The sequence below is a fragment of the Microbacterium sp. ZW T5_56 genome (assembly GCF_044987425.1).
Taxonomy (GTDB): Bacteria; Actinomycetota; Actinomycetes; order Actinomycetales; family Microbacteriaceae; genus Microbacterium.
Genome location: NZ_JBJDRI010000011.1, coordinates 65082 through 79957, shown reverse-complemented (window position 1 = coordinate 79957; position 14876 = coordinate 65082). Strand labels below are relative to the sequence as shown.

At 68.3% G+C, this 14876-nt stretch carries 16 protein-coding genes; 5 read left to right on the top strand and 11 right to left on the bottom strand.

The window, feature by feature from the left end:
• Positions 1–408: 408 nt before the first annotated feature.
• From era to hrcA, 8 genes are read right to left on the bottom strand one after another with little or no spacing between them, the layout of a single operon-like run.
• Entirely contained in the window at positions 409–1293 is an 885-nt protein-coding gene (gene era / locus ACI3KU_RS07405) for a GTPase Era (RefSeq protein WP_404921688.1), read from the bottom strand.
• The gene (locus tag ACI3KU_RS07400; RefSeq protein ID WP_404921660.1) at positions 1293–2603 is read right to left on the bottom strand and encodes a hemolysin family protein; all 1311 of its coding nucleotides are present in this window, start codon (positions 2601–2603) and stop codon (positions 1293–1295) included. Before ACI3KU_RS07400 ends, era begins: the two co-directional genes overlap by 1 nt.
• Positions 2600–3061, bottom strand: coding sequence for an rRNA maturation RNase YbeY (ybeY, locus tag ACI3KU_RS07395; protein WP_404921659.1), 462 nt, complete (start codon positions 3059–3061; stop codon positions 2600–2602). Before ybeY ends, ACI3KU_RS07400 begins: the two co-directional genes overlap by 4 nt.
• Position 3062: 1 nt before the next feature.
• The gene (locus tag ACI3KU_RS07390) at positions 3063–4082 is read right to left on the bottom strand and encodes a PhoH family protein (RefSeq protein WP_404921687.1); all 1020 of its coding nucleotides are present in this window, start codon (positions 4080–4082) and stop codon (positions 3063–3065) included.
• 43 nt (positions 4083–4125) lie between these two features.
• On the bottom strand, positions 4126–4473 hold the full coding sequence (locus tag ACI3KU_RS07385) for an HIT domain-containing protein (protein ID WP_404921658.1): 348 nt from the start codon (positions 4471–4473) through the stop codon (positions 4126–4128).
• A gap of 22 nt (positions 4474–4495) precedes the next feature.
• Positions 4496–5224 (bottom strand): 16S rRNA (uracil(1498)-N(3))-methyltransferase, encoded by a 729-nt coding sequence (locus ACI3KU_RS07380; RefSeq protein WP_404921657.1) that lies wholly within the window; start codon positions 5222–5224, stop codon positions 4496–4498.
• Positions 5224–6336 (bottom strand): molecular chaperone DnaJ, encoded by a 1113-nt coding sequence (gene dnaJ / locus ACI3KU_RS07375; protein ID WP_404921656.1) that lies wholly within the window; start codon positions 6334–6336, stop codon positions 5224–5226. Before dnaJ ends, ACI3KU_RS07380 begins: the two co-directional genes overlap by 1 nt.
• A 33-nt stretch (positions 6337–6369) precedes the next feature.
• Entirely contained in the window at positions 6370–7398 is a 1029-nt protein-coding gene (gene hrcA / locus ACI3KU_RS07370; RefSeq protein ID WP_404921655.1) for a heat-inducible transcriptional repressor HrcA, read from the bottom strand.
• Between the two features lie 127 nt (positions 7399–7525).
• Here hrcA and ACI3KU_RS07365 point away from each other — a divergent pair, with 127 nt between their 5' ends.
• Positions 7526–8944, top strand: coding sequence for a carboxylesterase/lipase family protein (locus ACI3KU_RS07365; RefSeq protein ID WP_404921654.1), 1419 nt, complete (start codon positions 7526–7528; stop codon positions 8942–8944).
• A 6-nt stretch (positions 8945–8950) separates the two neighbouring features.
• Here ACI3KU_RS07365 and ACI3KU_RS07360 read toward each other — a convergent pair whose 3' ends face one another.
• A complete protein-coding gene (locus tag ACI3KU_RS07360) occupies positions 8951–9358 on the bottom strand; it encodes an ankyrin repeat domain-containing protein (protein WP_404921653.1) in 408 nt (135 codons plus the stop codon).
• A 114-nt stretch (positions 9359–9472) separates the two neighbouring features.
• On the opposite strand from ACI3KU_RS07360, the gene ACI3KU_RS07355 reads away from it, so the two are divergent.
• From ACI3KU_RS07355 to ACI3KU_RS07340, 4 genes are read left to right on the top strand one after another with little or no spacing between them, the layout of a single operon-like run.
• Positions 9473–10420 (top strand): ABC transporter ATP-binding protein, encoded by a 948-nt coding sequence (locus tag ACI3KU_RS07355; protein ID WP_404921652.1) that lies wholly within the window; start codon positions 9473–9475, stop codon positions 10418–10420.
• The gene (locus ACI3KU_RS07350) at positions 10417–11178 is read left to right on the top strand and encodes an ABC transporter permease (RefSeq protein WP_404921651.1); all 762 of its coding nucleotides are present in this window, start codon (positions 10417–10419) and stop codon (positions 11176–11178) included. The genes ACI3KU_RS07355 and ACI3KU_RS07350 overlap by 4 nt, the downstream gene beginning before the upstream one ends.
• Positions 11179–11198: 20 nt before the next feature.
• Positions 11199–12290, top strand: a complete 1092-nt coding sequence (locus ACI3KU_RS07345; RefSeq protein ID WP_404921650.1) for a sensor histidine kinase — start codon at positions 11199–11201, stop codon at positions 12288–12290.
• Positions 12287–12901 (top strand): response regulator, encoded by a 615-nt coding sequence (locus ACI3KU_RS07340; protein WP_404921649.1) that lies wholly within the window; start codon positions 12287–12289, stop codon positions 12899–12901. Before ACI3KU_RS07345 ends, ACI3KU_RS07340 begins: the two co-directional genes overlap by 4 nt.
• 3 nt (positions 12902–12904) lie before the next feature.
• Here the strand turns inward: ACI3KU_RS07340 and hemW are convergent, their stop codons facing one another.
• On the bottom strand, positions 12905–14125 hold the full coding sequence (gene hemW, locus ACI3KU_RS07335; protein ID WP_404921648.1) for a radical SAM family heme chaperone HemW: 1221 nt from the start codon (positions 14123–14125) through the stop codon (positions 12905–12907).
• The gene (locus ACI3KU_RS07330; RefSeq protein ID WP_404921647.1) at positions 14125–14778 is read right to left on the bottom strand and encodes a DUF1990 family protein; all 654 of its coding nucleotides are present in this window, start codon (positions 14776–14778) and stop codon (positions 14125–14127) included. Before ACI3KU_RS07330 ends, hemW begins: the two co-directional genes overlap by 1 nt.
• Positions 14779–14876: the final 98 nt, after the last annotated feature.

Here is a 14876-nt window from a genome sequence, read left to right as displayed (position 1 = left end):
CTAAGAAGAAGCACACCCATGAGCATTCAGCCATGCTAACACGCGCTGTTTTGACCGCGAGACTTCCGTCTGTGGGCGACAATCCGCGCATTGCGGCGATTCCCGCCCACAGACGGAAGTCTCGAGGGATGAACGCACGCGGATGGAGACACGCGGGGGTCATCGGCCACATAGGATCGGAGCGAAGCGTCCCGGAAAAAGTTGAAGCCGGGGCTTTGGAAGATCATCCTCCGCCCCGGCGTGACGAGACACCCCCAGCGTCCCCACGCAATATGCGTCTCGTCGCCCCACAGCGAAGCGGCAGAAAGCCCTCCGTGTGGAGTGATCTCACACTATCCGACGCAGTGTCGAGTCACCAACATTTTTCACGATCAAATGCCGCGTTGTGATCACAACGGCGGCGTTGGGTCAGAATCCGAGGCGACCGAGCTGCTTCGGATCGCGCTGCCATTCCTTCGCGACGCGCACACGCAGCGACAGGAACACCCGCGTGCCCAGCAGCGGCTCGATCTGTGCCCGAGCACGGGCACCCACATCCTTCAGGCGCGACCCCTTGCGACCGATGATGATCGCCTTCTGGCTGTCCCGCTCGACGACGATGTTTGCGAACACATCCGTGAGGTCGGAGTCCTCCCGCTCGGAGACGTCCTCGATCGTCACCGCGATGGAGTGCGGCAACTCGTCGCGAACGCCTTCGAGTGCGGCTTCACGGATGATCTCCGCGATCCGATCCTCGATGGCCTCATCGGTCGTCATCCCCTCGGGATACAGCGCGGGGCCTTCCGGCATGAGCTGCAGGAGCTCGTCGGCCAGCACGTCGAGCTGGTCTCCGCTGACGGCCGACAGCGGGATCACGGCCGCCCAGTCCTCGCGCAGCGAATCCACCTCCATCAACCGCTCCATGATCTCGTCCTTGGAGGCGTCATCCGTCTTGGTGACGATGGCGACCTTCTTCGCGCGGCCGTAGCCGTCCAGTGACGCGGCGATACGGCGGTCGCCAGGACCCACCTTCTCCCCCGCCGGCACGCACAGCGCGATCACGTCGACATCCCCGAGCACCTGCTCCACGAGGTCGTTGAGGCGCTGACCGAGGAGCGTCCGCGGTTTGTGGATGCCGGGGGTGTCCACGATCACGAGCTGACCGACGGGACGGTTGACGATGCCGCGAATCGCCCGCCGCGTGGTCTGCGGCTTGTCGCTGGTGATGGCGACCTTCTCACCCACGAGGGCATTGGTGAGGGTCGACTTTCCGACATTGGGGCGTCCGACGAACGTGACGAATCCGCTGCGCATCACTCGGCCTTCCTGATCACGGGGATGTCGCGCGTGCGCGGCTCCGCCTCGGTTGCTGGTTCTTCTGCGCGTTCCACGATGAAGGTGGCGAGGTCTCGCGGACCACCGCGACCGTGCTCGGCTATGATGACCACGCCCTGGACCGTGGCCGAGGCACCGGATTCGGGGACGCGGCCGAGTTCTTTCGCGAGCAGCCCGCCGATCGAGTCGACCTCGTCGTCCTCGATCTCGAGGTCAAACAGCTCGCCGACCTCTTCGAGAAGCGAGCGACCGCTCACGCGATATCGCCCGTCGCCGAGATCGGTGACCTCGCTCCACTCCTTGTCATACTCGTCGGAGATGTCGCCCACGAGGTCCTCGATGAGATCCTCCAGCGTGACCAGACCCGCGACACCGCCGTACTCGTCCACCACGATGCAGACGTGGATGGCATCGCGTTTCATCTGCTGCAGCAGCGTCTCGGCCTTCATGGACTCCGGCACGAAGACCGCGCGACGAGCGAGCGGGCGAGCAGAGGCCTCCCACACGTCGGCACCGTCGTGCCCGTAGGCGGCACGGACGAGATCCTTGACGTACAGCACGCCGAGCACCTCGTCACCATCGACGACGGGGACGCGCGAGACGCCGGTCTCCAGGAAGAGATCCATAGCCTCGCGCGCGGTCGCGCCATCCTCCAGCGTCACGAGGTCCGTGCGCGGGATCATGAGGGCACGGACGAAGCGGTCGGTGAAGTCGAACACGGAGTGGATGAGCTCGCGGTCGTCCTCTTCGATCAGGTCGTGGCTGGCGGCCTCGTCGACCATGCTGAGCAGCTGGTCCTCAGAGGTGAAGGAGGCGCCCCGGGTCACACCCGGCGTGACACGATCGCCGAAGGCCACCAGCGCGTGCGACAGCGGACCGATGATGATGCGCGACAGGCGCACCACGCCGGCAGCCGAGCGAAGCAGACCGGTCGCGTGCTGACGGCCCACGCTGCGCGGCGAGGTGCTCACCAGCACGAACGAGATCAGCGTCATGAGCACAGCGGCAGCGAGAATCGCCCACCAGATGTTGTCGAACAGCAGCATGAACGCCGCGGCGACCAGCACCGCGGCTGCGGTCTCCGTCAGGATGCGCATGAACACGACGGCGTTCGCGTGCGTGGGCAGGTCGTCCGCGATGCGTCGGAGCGCGTCGCCCCGACGACCCTCGTGGCTCCATTCGATCAGAGACGAGCGGCTGGTCACGGACAGCGCCGCATCCAGAGCGGCCATGAGACCGCCCACGGCGACCAGGACCACCGCCAGCGCCAGCAGGATGAACGGGATCATCGGTGTCGTCGCTCGGCGGAATGGAACGCGGCGATGAGCTCGCGCTGCAGACCGAACATCTCGCGTTCCTCATCGGGCGTCGCGTGATCGAAGCCCAGTAGGTGCAGGGTGCCGTGGGTGGTGAGCAGGATGAGCTCGTCCATCAACGAGTGCTTCGCCTGCGCTGCCTGGGTTTCGGCCACCTGCGGGCACAGCACGATGTCGCCGAGCAGCCCGGGGTCCGTCGGGCGATCGGGCGTGCCGGGGCGCAGCTCGTCCATCGGGAAGCTCAGCACGTCGGTCGGGCCGGGCTCATCCATCCACTGCACGTGCAGGGCCTCCATAGCCCCCTCGTCAACGAGCACGATGGCGATGTCGGCGTCCGGGCTGATGTGCAGCTGGGCGAGGTTGTTCACAGAGAGGCGCAGCAGCACCGTCTCGTCGATCTCGACTCCGGATTCGTTGTTGATCTCGATCATGTCAGCCTCGCTTGGGGAGTCGGTCTCGGGGGCCCGCGGGCCGGGCGCCGCGACGCTCAGCGCGGTTGGCGAACTCGGCCGCCTGCTCGCGCTCGTGTCGTGCGGCGGTGCGCTTCTCGTCGTACACGCTGTAGGCGTCCACGATCCGACCCACCAGACTGTGCCGCACGACGTCGTCACTGGTGAGGCGGGCGAAGTGGATGTCGTCGATGTCGGCCAGCACACGATTGACCACGCGAAGGCCGCTGGTGCCGCCGGGGAGGTCCACCTGGGTGATGTCGCCGGTGACCACCATCTTCGTGCCGAAGCCGAGACGCGTGAGGAACATCTTCATCTGCTCGGGGGTGGTGTTCTGCGCCTCGTCGAGCACGACGAAGGAGTTGTTCAGCGTGCGGCCGCGCATGTACGCGAGCGGTGCCACCTCGATCGTTCCCGTCGCCATGAGCTTGGGGAGGATCTCCGGATCGATCATCTCGTTCAGCGCGTCGTAGAGCGGACGCAGATACGGATCGATCTTGTCGGTGAGGGTGCCGGGCAGGAAGCCCAGTCGCTCGCCGGCCTCCACCGCGGGGCGGGTGAGGATGATGCGATCGACCTCCTTGCGCTGCAGCGACTGCACGGCCTTGGCCATGGCGAGGTAGGTCTTTCCCGTTCCGGCCGGGCCGATGCCGAACACGATGGTGTTCTCATCGATCGCGTCGACGTAGTCGCGCTGGCCCAGCGTCTTCGGGCGGATCACCCTCCCGCGTGACGAGAGAATCGGCTCGGAGAGCACCTCGGACGGACGCGGCCCACCCTCGGCGTTCATCAGACGCGCCGAGGTGGCGACATCCGACGGTGCCAGGTCCTGGCCATCTCGGGTCATCGTGAGCAGTTCATCGACGAGGCCCTTCGCCGCGGCAACGGCGGCGGACTCGCCGCTCAGGGTGATCTCGTTCCCGCGCACGTGCACGTCGACGGAGGGGTGCTCCTTCTCGATCATGCGCAGCAGGCGGTCCTGTGGTCCGAGAAGTCGGACCATGGCGACCCCATCCGCCAGGATGCGTACGGTCGCAGTGTTTTCGTCAGCCAACGAGGCTCTTCTCCTCCAGGTCTCCCCCGAGCACGTGCGCGTGCACGTGGAAGACGGTCTGTCCGGCGTTCGCGCCGGTATTGAAGATGAGGCGGAACTGCCCGCCGCAGCGCTCCTCCGCGAGGCTCTTCGCCACCTCCACCAGCTCGGCGAGCAGGGCGGGGTCGGCGGCGGCGAGCTCAGTCACATCGCGATACTGCGCCGTCTTCGGAATCACCAGCAGGTGCACGGGCGCCTGCGGAGCGATGTCCTGGATGGCGAACACGCGATCGGTCTCCGCAACGATCTCAGCGGGGATCTCGCGGTTCAGGATGCGGGTGAAGACGGAGGGCTCGCTCATGCGGTCAGTCTATCGGCCGCTCTCACCAGCGGCCCAGGGAGACGGCGGCGACCGCGAGGGCGGCAGGCCCTGCGGTCGACGTGCGAAGCACCGTATCCCCCAGCTTCACGATGTGCGCACCGGCAGCGCGCAGCGCCTCCAGCTCCTCGGGCGCGATGCCGCCTTCGGGGCCGACCACGAGCACGACTTCCCGCGCACCGGCGAGTTCGACACCCGTGAGCGGTGCGTCCGCGCTGGGCTCCAGCACCACGATGAGGGCATCGTCGGAACGACGTGCGAGCTGAGCGGTGGTGACCGGATCGCTCACGGAGGGCAGCCACGGACGATGCGCCTGCTTGGCGGCCTCCCGCACGATGCTCGCCCAGCGCTGCACGCCCTTGGCGGCTTTGGCGGCGTCCCAGCGGGACACACTGCGCGCGGCCTGCCACGGCACGATCTCATCGACACCGAGCTCGGTGGCCGCCTGGATGGCGCGCTCGTCTCGGTCGCCCTTCGCGAGGGCCTGCGCGAGCACGAGGCGTGGGGTCGCCGCCGGCACCGTGGATCGCGATGTGAGCCGCACGCCAACGCGTTTCGGGGCGACCTCAATCACCTCACCGGTGTGCCACGCGCCGCGACCGTCGCCGACGGTGACAGCCTCGCCGACGCGCACGCGACGCACGGTGGCGGCGTGATGCGCCTCGGCGCCCGTCAGCACGACGTCATCACCGGCCAGCTCAGCCGAATCATCGACGAGGAAGTGCAGGGCCATCAGTGCGACCGGAACCGATCGCGGAGCTTGGAGAACAGGCCCTGCTGGAACTCGGCCAGCTGCGGATTCGGCGCCTTGGCGCGCGCCGCGAAGTCCTCGATGAGGGCGCGCTGCTTCGCGTCTAGGCGCGTGGGGGTCACCACCTGGACACCCACGCGGAGGTCGCCGCGCCGGCTGCCGCGCAGCGGCGTGATGCCACGCTCCTTGATGGTGAGGACGTCACCGGATTGCACGCCGGGGCGGATCTCCAGATCCACCGGACCGTCGAGCGAGTCGATACGCGTCTCGGTGCCGAGGATCGCATCCGTCATCGACACCTCCAGCGTGGCGAGCAGGTCGTCGCCATCGCGGGAGAACGCCGCGTTCGGTGCCACCGTGACCTCGATGTAAAGGTCGCCGTTGGGGCCGCCGGCCGGGCCGACCTCACCGGATCCCGGCAGCTGCAGTCGCAGCCCGGTCTCCACGCCCGCGGGGATGTCGAGACCGACGGTCCGACGGGAGCGGACGCGTCCCTGGCCCGCGCAGGTGGCGCAAGGACTCGGGATCGTGGTGCCGTAGCCCTGGCACACGTTGCATGGCTGGGTGGTGAGCACGTTGCCGAGGAGGCTGCGCACCTGGCGCTGCACGTGGCCGGTGCCGTGGCAGATGTCGCAGGTCTGCGGCGAGGTGCCGGGCGCGCAGCACGACCCCTGGCAGGTCTCACACAGCACAGCGGTGTCCACCTCGATGTCGCGGTGCACACCGAAGATCACGTCGCCGAGCTCCAGCGTCACGCGCACCAGCGCGTCCTGGCCGCGCTCACGACGAGAGCGCGGTCGGCCCCCGCGTCCGCCACCACCGGCCGCCGCACCGAAGAATGTCTCGAAGATGTCGCCGAATCCGCCGAAGCCGCCGCCGCCGAACGCGTCGTCGCCGCCCATGTCATAGCGGCGGCGCTGTTCGGGATCGCTCAGCACGTCGTAGGCGTGAGTGACCGCTTTGAACTTGTCCTCGGCATCCGCAGAGGGGTTCACGTCGGGGTGGAGCTGGCGCGCCAGACGCCGGTACGCCTTCTTGATCTCCTCCGGGCTGGCCTCTCGCGAGACACCCAGGACTTCGTAGTGGTCGGCCACAGTCACCTTTCTTGGGGGCGGTCCCCGTGCGCCTCAGCGGCGCGATTCGTCTTCGTCCAGCAGCCGCGTGAGGTAGCGGGCCACGGCCCGCACCGCCGCGAGGTTGCTGGAATAGTCCATGCGCGTGGGACCCATGAGACCCACCCGCGCGCTCGATCCGGAGGCGTCGTAGTCGCTGGCGACCACGGCCGCCTCCGCAAGTCCGAAGGACGCGTTCTCACGTCCGATGCTGGCCGCCAGGCCGTTCTCCCCCGCGGTCATCTCCCCCATCAGCCGCAGCAGCGTGACCTGCTCTTCGATGGCCTCCAGCAGCGGATGGATGCTGCCGCGGAAGTCCTGCTCGCGACGCGCGAGGGTTGCCGCTCCTGCCATTACCAGCCGGTCCTGGCGAAACTCCTCCAGCTCCTCCGCGACGAGGGCCGCGACGTCGTGATAGACGGAGCGCAGCTCCGGAGTCGCAGGAACCTCGGCCGACAGGCGCTCGGCGGCTCGACCGACCGAGTGCCCGGTGAGGAGGGTGTTGAGTCGGGCCCGGAGCACACCGGTGTCGGCTTCATCGATGTCTTCGCTGATGCCGCCGACACGCTGGGAGACGCGGCCGGTATCGGTCACGACGATAACCAGAACGCGACGTTCGGCGATGCGCACGATCTCGACATGCGTCACGGTGGCGCGAGCGAACGAGGGGTACTGAACCAGCGCCACCTGACCGGTGAGCTGGGTGAGCAGGCGCACGGTGCGCCCGAGGAGGTCGTCGAGGTCCGTGGGATCGGAGAGGAAGGACGTGATGGCCGTCCGCTGCGACGCGGTCAGTGGCCGCAGCTCCGCGAGGTGATCGACAAACGTCCGATAGCCCTTGTCGGTGGGCACACGGCCCGACGAGGTGTGAGGCGCCGCGATCAGCTCCTCCTCCTCCAACAGGGCCATGTCGTTGCGAATGGTGGCGGCGGAGACGCCGAAATGGTGCCGATCGACGATGGACTTGCTGCCGACGGGCTCATTGGTGTCGACGTAGTCCTCGACGATGGCCCGGAGGACGCGCAGGCCGCGCTCGGTGACCATGTCGCCTCCTCTGCTGCTGGCACTCGAATGCTCTGAGTGCCAATTCTACCGACTTCGGCTGGATGCGCGCTCCGACTCGGCGGATCGCGACTGACGCGCGCCGCAGCCGTGCAACTAGCATGGCCGAATGAGCGACGACGATGTCACCCGAGTCATCAGCGCCGGAGGTGTCCGCGGCACCCGCATCGGCGACACGGAGCGGTATCTGGGCATTCCCTACGCGGCCGCGCCCTTCGGCCCGAACCGGTTCCGACCCCCGCAGCCCGTCTCAGCGTGGGAGGGTGTGCGCGACGCTCTGACCTTCGGACCGACGGCTCCGCAGGCGCCATATCAGGGCGCCACGGCCGAGCTGCTGGGCTCTGTCGAGATTGCGGGAGAGGAGATTCTCACCGCGAACATCTGGCGTCCGACGGCCGCAGACGGTGCGCCCGTGATCCTCTGGATTCACGGCGGCGCGCTGGAGCGCGGTGCCGCGGCGCTGTCCACCTATGACGGCGCATCCTTCGCCCGTGACGGCATCGTCTTCGTCTCGATCAACTACCGGCTCGGCTCGGAGGGGTTCTCCGTCTTCGACGACGATGCCCCGCTGAACCTCGGTGTCTCCGACGCCGCGGCCGCGCTGCGCTGGGTGCGCGCGGAGATCGCGGCGTTCGGCGGCGACCCGGCGCGCATCACCTTGATGGGCGAGTCGGCCGGCGGCGCCCTCGTCGCGGCTCTGCTGTCGATGGCGGACACCCGAGACCTCGCGGCCGGCGCGATCATCCAGTCCGGACCGCTGTCGGCCGGCAAGCCGAAGAAGGCCGGGCGCATCACACGCGCTCTCGCGAAACGCCTCGGTGTGGCACCGAACAGCGCGGCGTTCGCGGAACTGGCGCCGGAGGCGATCGTCGCCGCGCGCGTAGCGCAGGCCGCGGGGTCGTCCCCGATCGGGGGTGCTCCCGCGTTCACCCTCGCGCTGTCCGATGACCTGCCCCGCGAACCCGAGGCTGCGATCGTGGACGTCGACATCCCGGTGCTGATCGGCACAAACACGGACGAGTATCGCCTCTGGTTCCCGCCCGCTGCGCTGCAGTCCATCACGGCCACGAAGCTGCTCCTCGCCCGGCTCGCGTTGCGGATCCCCGCAGCCGCCGTGGCCGCCTGCCGACGGGTGTGGCCCAACGCGTCCGTCGGTGAGGTGTTCGGTCAGATCGCGACGGAGTTCCTGCTGCGTGCGCCGATGCTGCGGATAGCAGCAGCTCGACCCGCGCCCACCTTCGTGTACGAGTTCGCGTGGCCGAGTCCGGTCCGGGATCTGCGCGCCGCGCACGCTCTCGAACTCGGATTCGTCTTCGACGCGCTGGGCGACGCGGAGACGAAGCGGATGGCTGGGGCTGGCGCGCCGCAGTCGCTGGCCGACGAGATGCACTCCGCGTGGGTCGCCTTCGCTCACACCGGTGACCCGGGCTGGCCCGCGTATGACGCCGACCGACTCACGCGGGTGTTCGACACCCACTCGCGCACGGAGCCGGTGCGGCGCGCCGCCGTGGTGGACGCGATGCGCTGAGCGCGTTCAGGAACGTGCGGCGTACTCCGCGAGGATCGTCGACATCTCCGATTGTCCGAACTGCTCGGCGATCTGCGCGGCGGTGCGGAAGCCGACGTCCTGATTCGCGCCGGCCTCCAGCAGCAGACGCAGGATCTCGGCATCGCCGCGGAAGACCGCGCACGACACCGCCGTCTGCCCCATGGTGTTCTCGGTGTCCAGTGCGGCACCGCGCCGGAGCAGCTCGCGAACGACGTCTGCCTGGCGCGCGTAGGCGGACACGATGAGAAGGGTGTCCGAGCGGGTGTTCCGTGTGTCGATCGGGACCCCGGCGTCGATCATCTCGCCGAGAGGTGCTACGCGGCCCTCGCGGGCCAGGTCGAACGTGCCGTCGATCACTTCAGCGCTGAGGTTCGATCCGGGGTTCTCATCCATCCGGCCATTCTCGCAGGTGAGGGTGGCACCCCCCTCTCGCGCATGACATTCGTCACGTCCAGGTCATGACATCTCCCTCCTGACGCCGGTGTGGTGCTCCGGTTTGCTGGATTCATGACTCACCACACGGCCGCCGGGTCCAGCCGAGAACGGACCGACACAGCGCCTGCCTTCGATGTCGTCGGAGCCGTCCGGCGATTCGGTCGCGGCGCTCAGCTCATGACCGCTGTCGACGGCATCGACCTGCGCATCGAGCGCGGCGAGGTCACGGCGCTGCTCGGCCCCAACGGGGCCGGCAAGACCACGACGATCGACATGCTGCTCGGTCTCAGCGAACCCGATGCCGGCCACGTGCAGGTGCTGGGCGCCAGCCCACGAATCGCGGTCCGCGGCGGCCGCCTCTCGGCGGTGCTGCAGACCGGCGGGCTGCTCTCCGACCTCACCGTGCGCGAAACCATCGCCGTCATCGCGGGCCTGCACCACGTCTCGCAGCGCATCGGCGAGGTGATGGATCGCGCCGATCTGACCCCCCTCGCGAAGCGACGGGTGGGCCGGCTGTCGGGTGGTGAGAAGCAGCGCGTCAAGTTCGCACTCGCTCTTCTTCCCGACCCTGATGTCCTGGTTTTGGACGAGCCGACCGCCGGGATGGATGTCACGGCTCGCCGCCGCTTCTGGGACACGATGCGCGCCGATGCGGACGCCGGACGCACCATCGTGTTCGCGACCCATTACCTCGAGGAGGTGGAGCAGTTCGCCCGGCGCACCGTGGTGATGAATCGGGGCCGGATCGTGGCCGACGGACCGACGGCCCAATTGCGCGCGTCGCTTGGCGGCCGCACCGTCTCGGCGACGGTTCCGAATGACATCGCGGCACTGGCCGACCGGCTGCGGGCAGAGGACGCCGTCGCGCAGGTGAGGGTGGACGCCCACCGTCTCACGGTGCGCACCTCGGCTTCCGACGAACTCGCGGGGCGACTGCTCGCACTCGGCGCGACCGATCTGGAGATCGCCGCTCCCACCCTGGAATCCACGTTCACCTCGCTCACGGAGGAACCGTCATGAGCACCATCGTCGCACCCGCGCTGTTTCGCACCGAGCTCGTCCGTCAGATCCGCAATCCCTACACCCTCGCCTTCACCATCGGCATGCCGGTGGCGATGTACCTGTTGTTCGGCGCCAGCATGTCCTACGCCTCCGAGAGCGTGGGACAGGCGAACGTCTCCTTCTACGTGATGGTGTCGATGGGCGCCTACGGAACGGCCACAGCCATGAGCTCGCTGTGCTCGCTGGCCGCATCCGAGGTGGGCCAGGGGTGGGGTCGTCAGCTCGCACTGACCCCGATGAGCATGTCGACCTACGCTGTGACCAAGGTGCTGGCGGCCGTCTCGTTCGCCGCCCTGTCGGTGCTGCTCGTTTTCATCGCGGGCATCGCCACCGGCGCCGAAGCAGCGGACGCCTGGCGATGGCCGGCCGCGGCGGCGTTGTCGCTCGGCATCGGCCTGATGTTCGGCCTGTACGGCCTGGGCGTCGGGCTCGCCTTCAACTCCGACTCGGCGGCGGCGCTCGCCTCGATCTCGATCACCTTCTTCGGCTTCTTCGGCAATGTGTTCGTGCCCCTGTCGGGCGTGATGCTGGACGTGGCGAAATGGACGCCGATGTACGGCTACGTCGCCCTCGTGCGCTGGCCGGCCACCGAGGGCGCTCTCGTCGACGGTGGAACGGATCCGCTGTGGGCGCTGCTGCTGAATGTCGTCGCCTGGACCGCGGTGTTCGTGCTGCTGGTGCGGTTCGGGGTTCTGCGCTCGCGGCGTCGTCGGTGACGCTGGGTAGGGTGGGGCACATGACCAACCCCGAGCCGGGCGCGAAGACGCACACGTCGCCGTGGGAGCGGTGGGGTTGGCTGATGGCCGTCGTCTGGATGGTGTTCCTCATCTATCCGGCGCTTTCGCTCATCTCCTCGCCGGCGCCGTCGGCGTGGATCATCGCCGGATGGGCCGCAACCATCACGTTCGCCGTCGTCTACGTCCTGGGATTCGTGGCGGGAATGCGGACGGCGTGGGGGCCCAGCGGGCGCACGGCCATCGTGCTGTTCGGCGTGCAGATCGTGTGTGCGCTGATCACGCTGCCCGCCATCGAGACGCAGGTGCTGAGCTTCGTCCCCTACCTCATGGCCTACGGAACCTACGCCTTGCGGGGGCTGTGGCATCCGATCACGACGGTCAGCGCCGTCCTGATCGCCGTGCTCATCACGGCCGTCAGCGGACGGGTGCTGGAGCACCTTCAGATCCTTGCCGTCGTGCTGTTGATGGCCGCCATCAACAGCGTCACCAGCTGGCTGATCGGGCGTTCCATCGCCTCTGACAAGGTGCGGCTCGAACTCGCCGCGTCGGACGAGCGCGTCTCCATCGCCCGTGACGTCCATGACCTTCTGGGCCACACGCTGACGGCGGTGAAGCTGAAGGCGGAGCTCGCCGAGCGACTCATCGCGGCGGACCCGGACCGGGCCCGCCGGGAGCTGACGCAGATCGTCGCCCTGAGCACGGAGGCTATCCAGGGCGTGCGTGCCACCGCGACGGGCCTGCGTGGAACGCGACTCGACGAGCAGATCCGGGAGAGCACCGCCACGCTGGAATCGGCCGGCGTGAGCGTGTCCGTCACCGGCGAGGCCACTACCCTGTCGCCGGCACAGGCGATCCCTGCCGCCTGGATCCTCCGCGAGTCCACCACCAACATCGTCCGACATGCGCATGCCGACAGCGTCCACATCCACATCGAACCCGGCGTGCTGCGCGTCGAGGACAACGGACGCGGTGTGCGGGAACCCGCGGGCAACGGCGTTCGCGGCATGCACGAGCGTGCGACTGCAGCCGGTGCCCTGCTCACCGTCGAGGAAGCGCCGACCGGCGGCACGAGAGTGGGGGTGGTCTGGTGAGTGGGCAGATCCGCCTCCTGCTTGCCGACGATCAGGCGCTCGTTCGCGGTGCCATGAGCGCGCTGCTGGACCTTGAGGACGATCTGACGGTGGTGGCAGAGGCCGCCACGGGCGAGGAGGCATCCCAACGTGCCTGGGAGCTGCGCCCCGACGTGTGTCTGATGGATATCCAGATGCCGGGAATAGATGGCATCACCGCGACGCGCCTGGTGCTCGAGGCCAGCCCGAACACGCGTGTGCTGATCGTGACCACGTTTGCGCGCCCCGGCTACGTGCGCGAGGCCCTCGATGCGGGAGCGTCAGGACTCCTCGCCAAAGATGTGCCGGCAGCTCAGCTCGCACACGCCGTACGTCGGGTGCACGACGGTCTGCGCGTCGTCGACCCAGCACTGGCGGAGGCCTCCCTGTTCGAGGGTGCCAGCCCGCTGAGCGAGCGCGAGCAGGAGGTGCTGCGGCTATCCGACGGTGGCAGCACGATCGCGCAGATCGCGGCGGAGGTCTATCTGTCAGCCGGCACGGTGCGCAACATCCTCTCGTCGGCCATCGGCAAGACAGGCACGCAGAATCGAGCCCAGGCAGCCCGCGTGGCGCGTGACAAGGGCTGGATCTGACGCCTATTCGGTGAGGGCGCGCACCACGGCGTCGGCCAGGAGCCGACCGGTGCGCGTCAGCACCACGCGCTGCTCACGCAGTGCCGCACCTGGCTCGATCAGACCATCGGCGATGAGCCCCGCGACGTTCGCGCGGAACTCGGGCGCGATCTCCGTGATTGGAAGGCCGGAGCGGATCCGCGATTGCAGCAGCACCCGCTCCAGCCGAGCGGCTTCCGCATCGGGCTGCTCCCGGGCGTGTGCGGGCGAGAGCCCGGCATCCAGGCGCTGCGCATAGGCGGCCGGGTGCTTGACGTTCCAGAACCGGGTCCCGGCGATGTGGCTGTGTGCCCCCGGCCCGTAGCCCCACCAGTCCGTGCCCTGCCAGTAGGCCAGGTTGTGGCGGGATCGATGCTCATCTCCGCGAGCGAAGTTGCTGATCTCGTACCAGTCGTAGCCGGCGACGCCGAGTCGGTTATCCACCAGCTCGTACATGTCCGCCTGCAGGTCATCGTCCGGTGCAGGAACCTCGCCGCGACGGATCTGACGCGCGAGTTTCGTGCCGTCCTCGATGATCAGGGCGTATGCGGAGATGTGATCGGGCTCCAGCGCCAGCGCGGCCTCGACCGAGGCGCTCCAATCGTCCAGCGACTCTCCCGGCGCGCCGTAGATCAGATCCACACTCACATCCAGGCCGCCGCGTCTGGCCGCCGCCACGGCGGTGCGGACGTTGGCGGGGTCATGCGTGCGCTCCAGCGCGGCCAGCACGTGCGGGACCGCGGACTGCATCCCGATCGACATGCGATTCACGCCCGCTGCACGCAGTTCCGCGACCATCTCATCGGTGACGGTGTCGGGATTCGCCTCCACCGTGATCTCCGCGCCCTCCCGAATGCCGAACGCTTCGCGCACACCGTCGAGCATGCGGGTGAGGTCTCCCGCCGGCAGGAGCGTGGGAGTCCCGCCGCCGAAGAACACGGTGCTGATCGGGCGCAGCTCCCCCACCCCGGCCAGCACGGCACGTGAGAGCGCCACCTCCTGCAGCAGGGTGTCGGCGTACGCATCCTGCCTGGCGCCACGCAGTTCGGTGGCGGTGTAGGTGTTGAAGTCGCAGTAGCCGCAGCGCACCCGACAGAACGGGACGTGCAGGTAGACACCGAAGTCGATGTCGTTCAAGGTGCGGGTGCCGGGCGGCAACGAGCCGTCCGACGGCACCGGATCACCGTCGACGAGGGGTCCGCCCATCAGGACGTGGTGGTCGCGTAAAGCGGCGAGATGGCACGGAGATACTGCGTGAACAGCGCCTTGCGACGACGCTTGGTCAGTCCGGGGATGGTGCGGTACAGGAACGCGCGCGGGCTGTCGAAGGCACGCACGGTGAACCACACCTCGTCGTTGGAGTACCACTCGATCATGAACGACTCCTCGCCGCTGACGACGCAGTCGCCCACGGTCCCGAGGCCGAAGCCCACGCGTCGTTTGTCCTCCACCACGAAGATCACGCGGTACTCGCCCTCGGCGCTGTGCCCGCCGACGCGCCCGTGGGCGCGCACGGTCATGCCCGCACCGACGTACGGCGTGCCGTCCGCGTCATAGCGCTGCTCGGCCTGCGTGCGACTGGGGGTGATGGGGTGGCCCTCATCGTCGAAGCTGACGCCCTGGTAAGCCGGTCCTGATGCCGGTCGGATGTCTTCCAGCTGCATTCCGGCGGCCTTCTGCGCCACCCAGCTCAGCAGGTCCTCCGATGCGGACCGGAAACGTGCTTCACCGCTGCCGAGGCGCCAGGATTCCTCGGCGGGGATGCTCTTCTCCGGCGGATACTGCATCAGATCCGGTGCCTGGGTCGCTCCGACGGCGGCATAGTCCACCGTCTCGTCCCTGAACGTTCCGCGCCGCATGAAGTACAGCCTAACGTGACCTCGCCTGTGGGAGGCATCCACGCCCGTGGCGTGCCGCCGCCCTCAACGCGTCCTCCGCAGACGACGAACGCGCGCCC

Bases quoted from the DNA above. Each gene is read 5' to 3' on its own strand.
- era (WP_404921688.1), bottom strand. From the start codon at position 1,293: ATGCGCAGCGGATTCGTCACGTTCGTCGGACGCCCCAATGTCGGAAAG.
- ACI3KU_RS07400 (WP_404921660.1), bottom strand. From the start codon at position 2,603: ATGATCCCGTTCATCCTGCTGGCGCTGGCGGTGGTCCTGGTCGCCGTG.
- ybeY (WP_404921659.1), bottom strand. From the start codon at position 3,061: ATGATCGAGATCAACAACGAATCCGGAGTCGAGATCGACGAGACGGTG.
- ACI3KU_RS07390 (WP_404921687.1), bottom strand. From the start codon at position 4,082: ATGGTCCGACTTCTCGGACCACAGGACCGCCTGCTGCGCATGATCGAG.
- ACI3KU_RS07385 (WP_404921658.1), bottom strand. From the start codon at position 4,473: ATGAGCGAGCCCTCCGTCTTCACCCGCATCCTGAACCGCGAGATCCCC.
- ACI3KU_RS07380 (WP_404921657.1), bottom strand. From the start codon at position 5,224: ATGGCCCTGCACTTCCTCGTCGATGATTCGGCTGAGCTGGCCGGTGAT.
- hrcA (WP_404921655.1), bottom strand. From the start codon at position 7,398: ATGGTCACCGAGCGCGGCCTGCGCGTCCTCCGGGCCATCGTCGAGGAC.
- ACI3KU_RS07365 (WP_404921654.1), top strand. From the start codon at position 7,526: ATGAGCGACGACGATGTCACCCGAGTCATCAGCGCCGGAGGTGTCCGC.
- ACI3KU_RS07360 (WP_404921653.1), bottom strand. From the start codon at position 9,358: ATGGATGAGAACCCCGGATCGAACCTCAGCGCTGAAGTGATCGACGGC.
- ACI3KU_RS07355 (WP_404921652.1), top strand. From the start codon at position 9,473: ATGACTCACCACACGGCCGCCGGGTCCAGCCGAGAACGGACCGACACA.
- ACI3KU_RS07350 (WP_404921651.1), top strand. From the start codon at position 10,417: ATGAGCACCATCGTCGCACCCGCGCTGTTTCGCACCGAGCTCGTCCGT.
- ACI3KU_RS07345 (WP_404921650.1), top strand. From the start codon at position 11,199: ATGACCAACCCCGAGCCGGGCGCGAAGACGCACACGTCGCCGTGGGAG.
- hemW (WP_404921648.1), bottom strand. From the start codon at position 14,125: ATGGGCGGACCCCTCGTCGACGGTGATCCGGTGCCGTCGGACGGCTCG.
- ACI3KU_RS07330 (WP_404921647.1), bottom strand. From the start codon at position 14,778: ATGCGGCGCGGAACGTTCAGGGACGAGACGGTGGACTATGCCGCCGTC.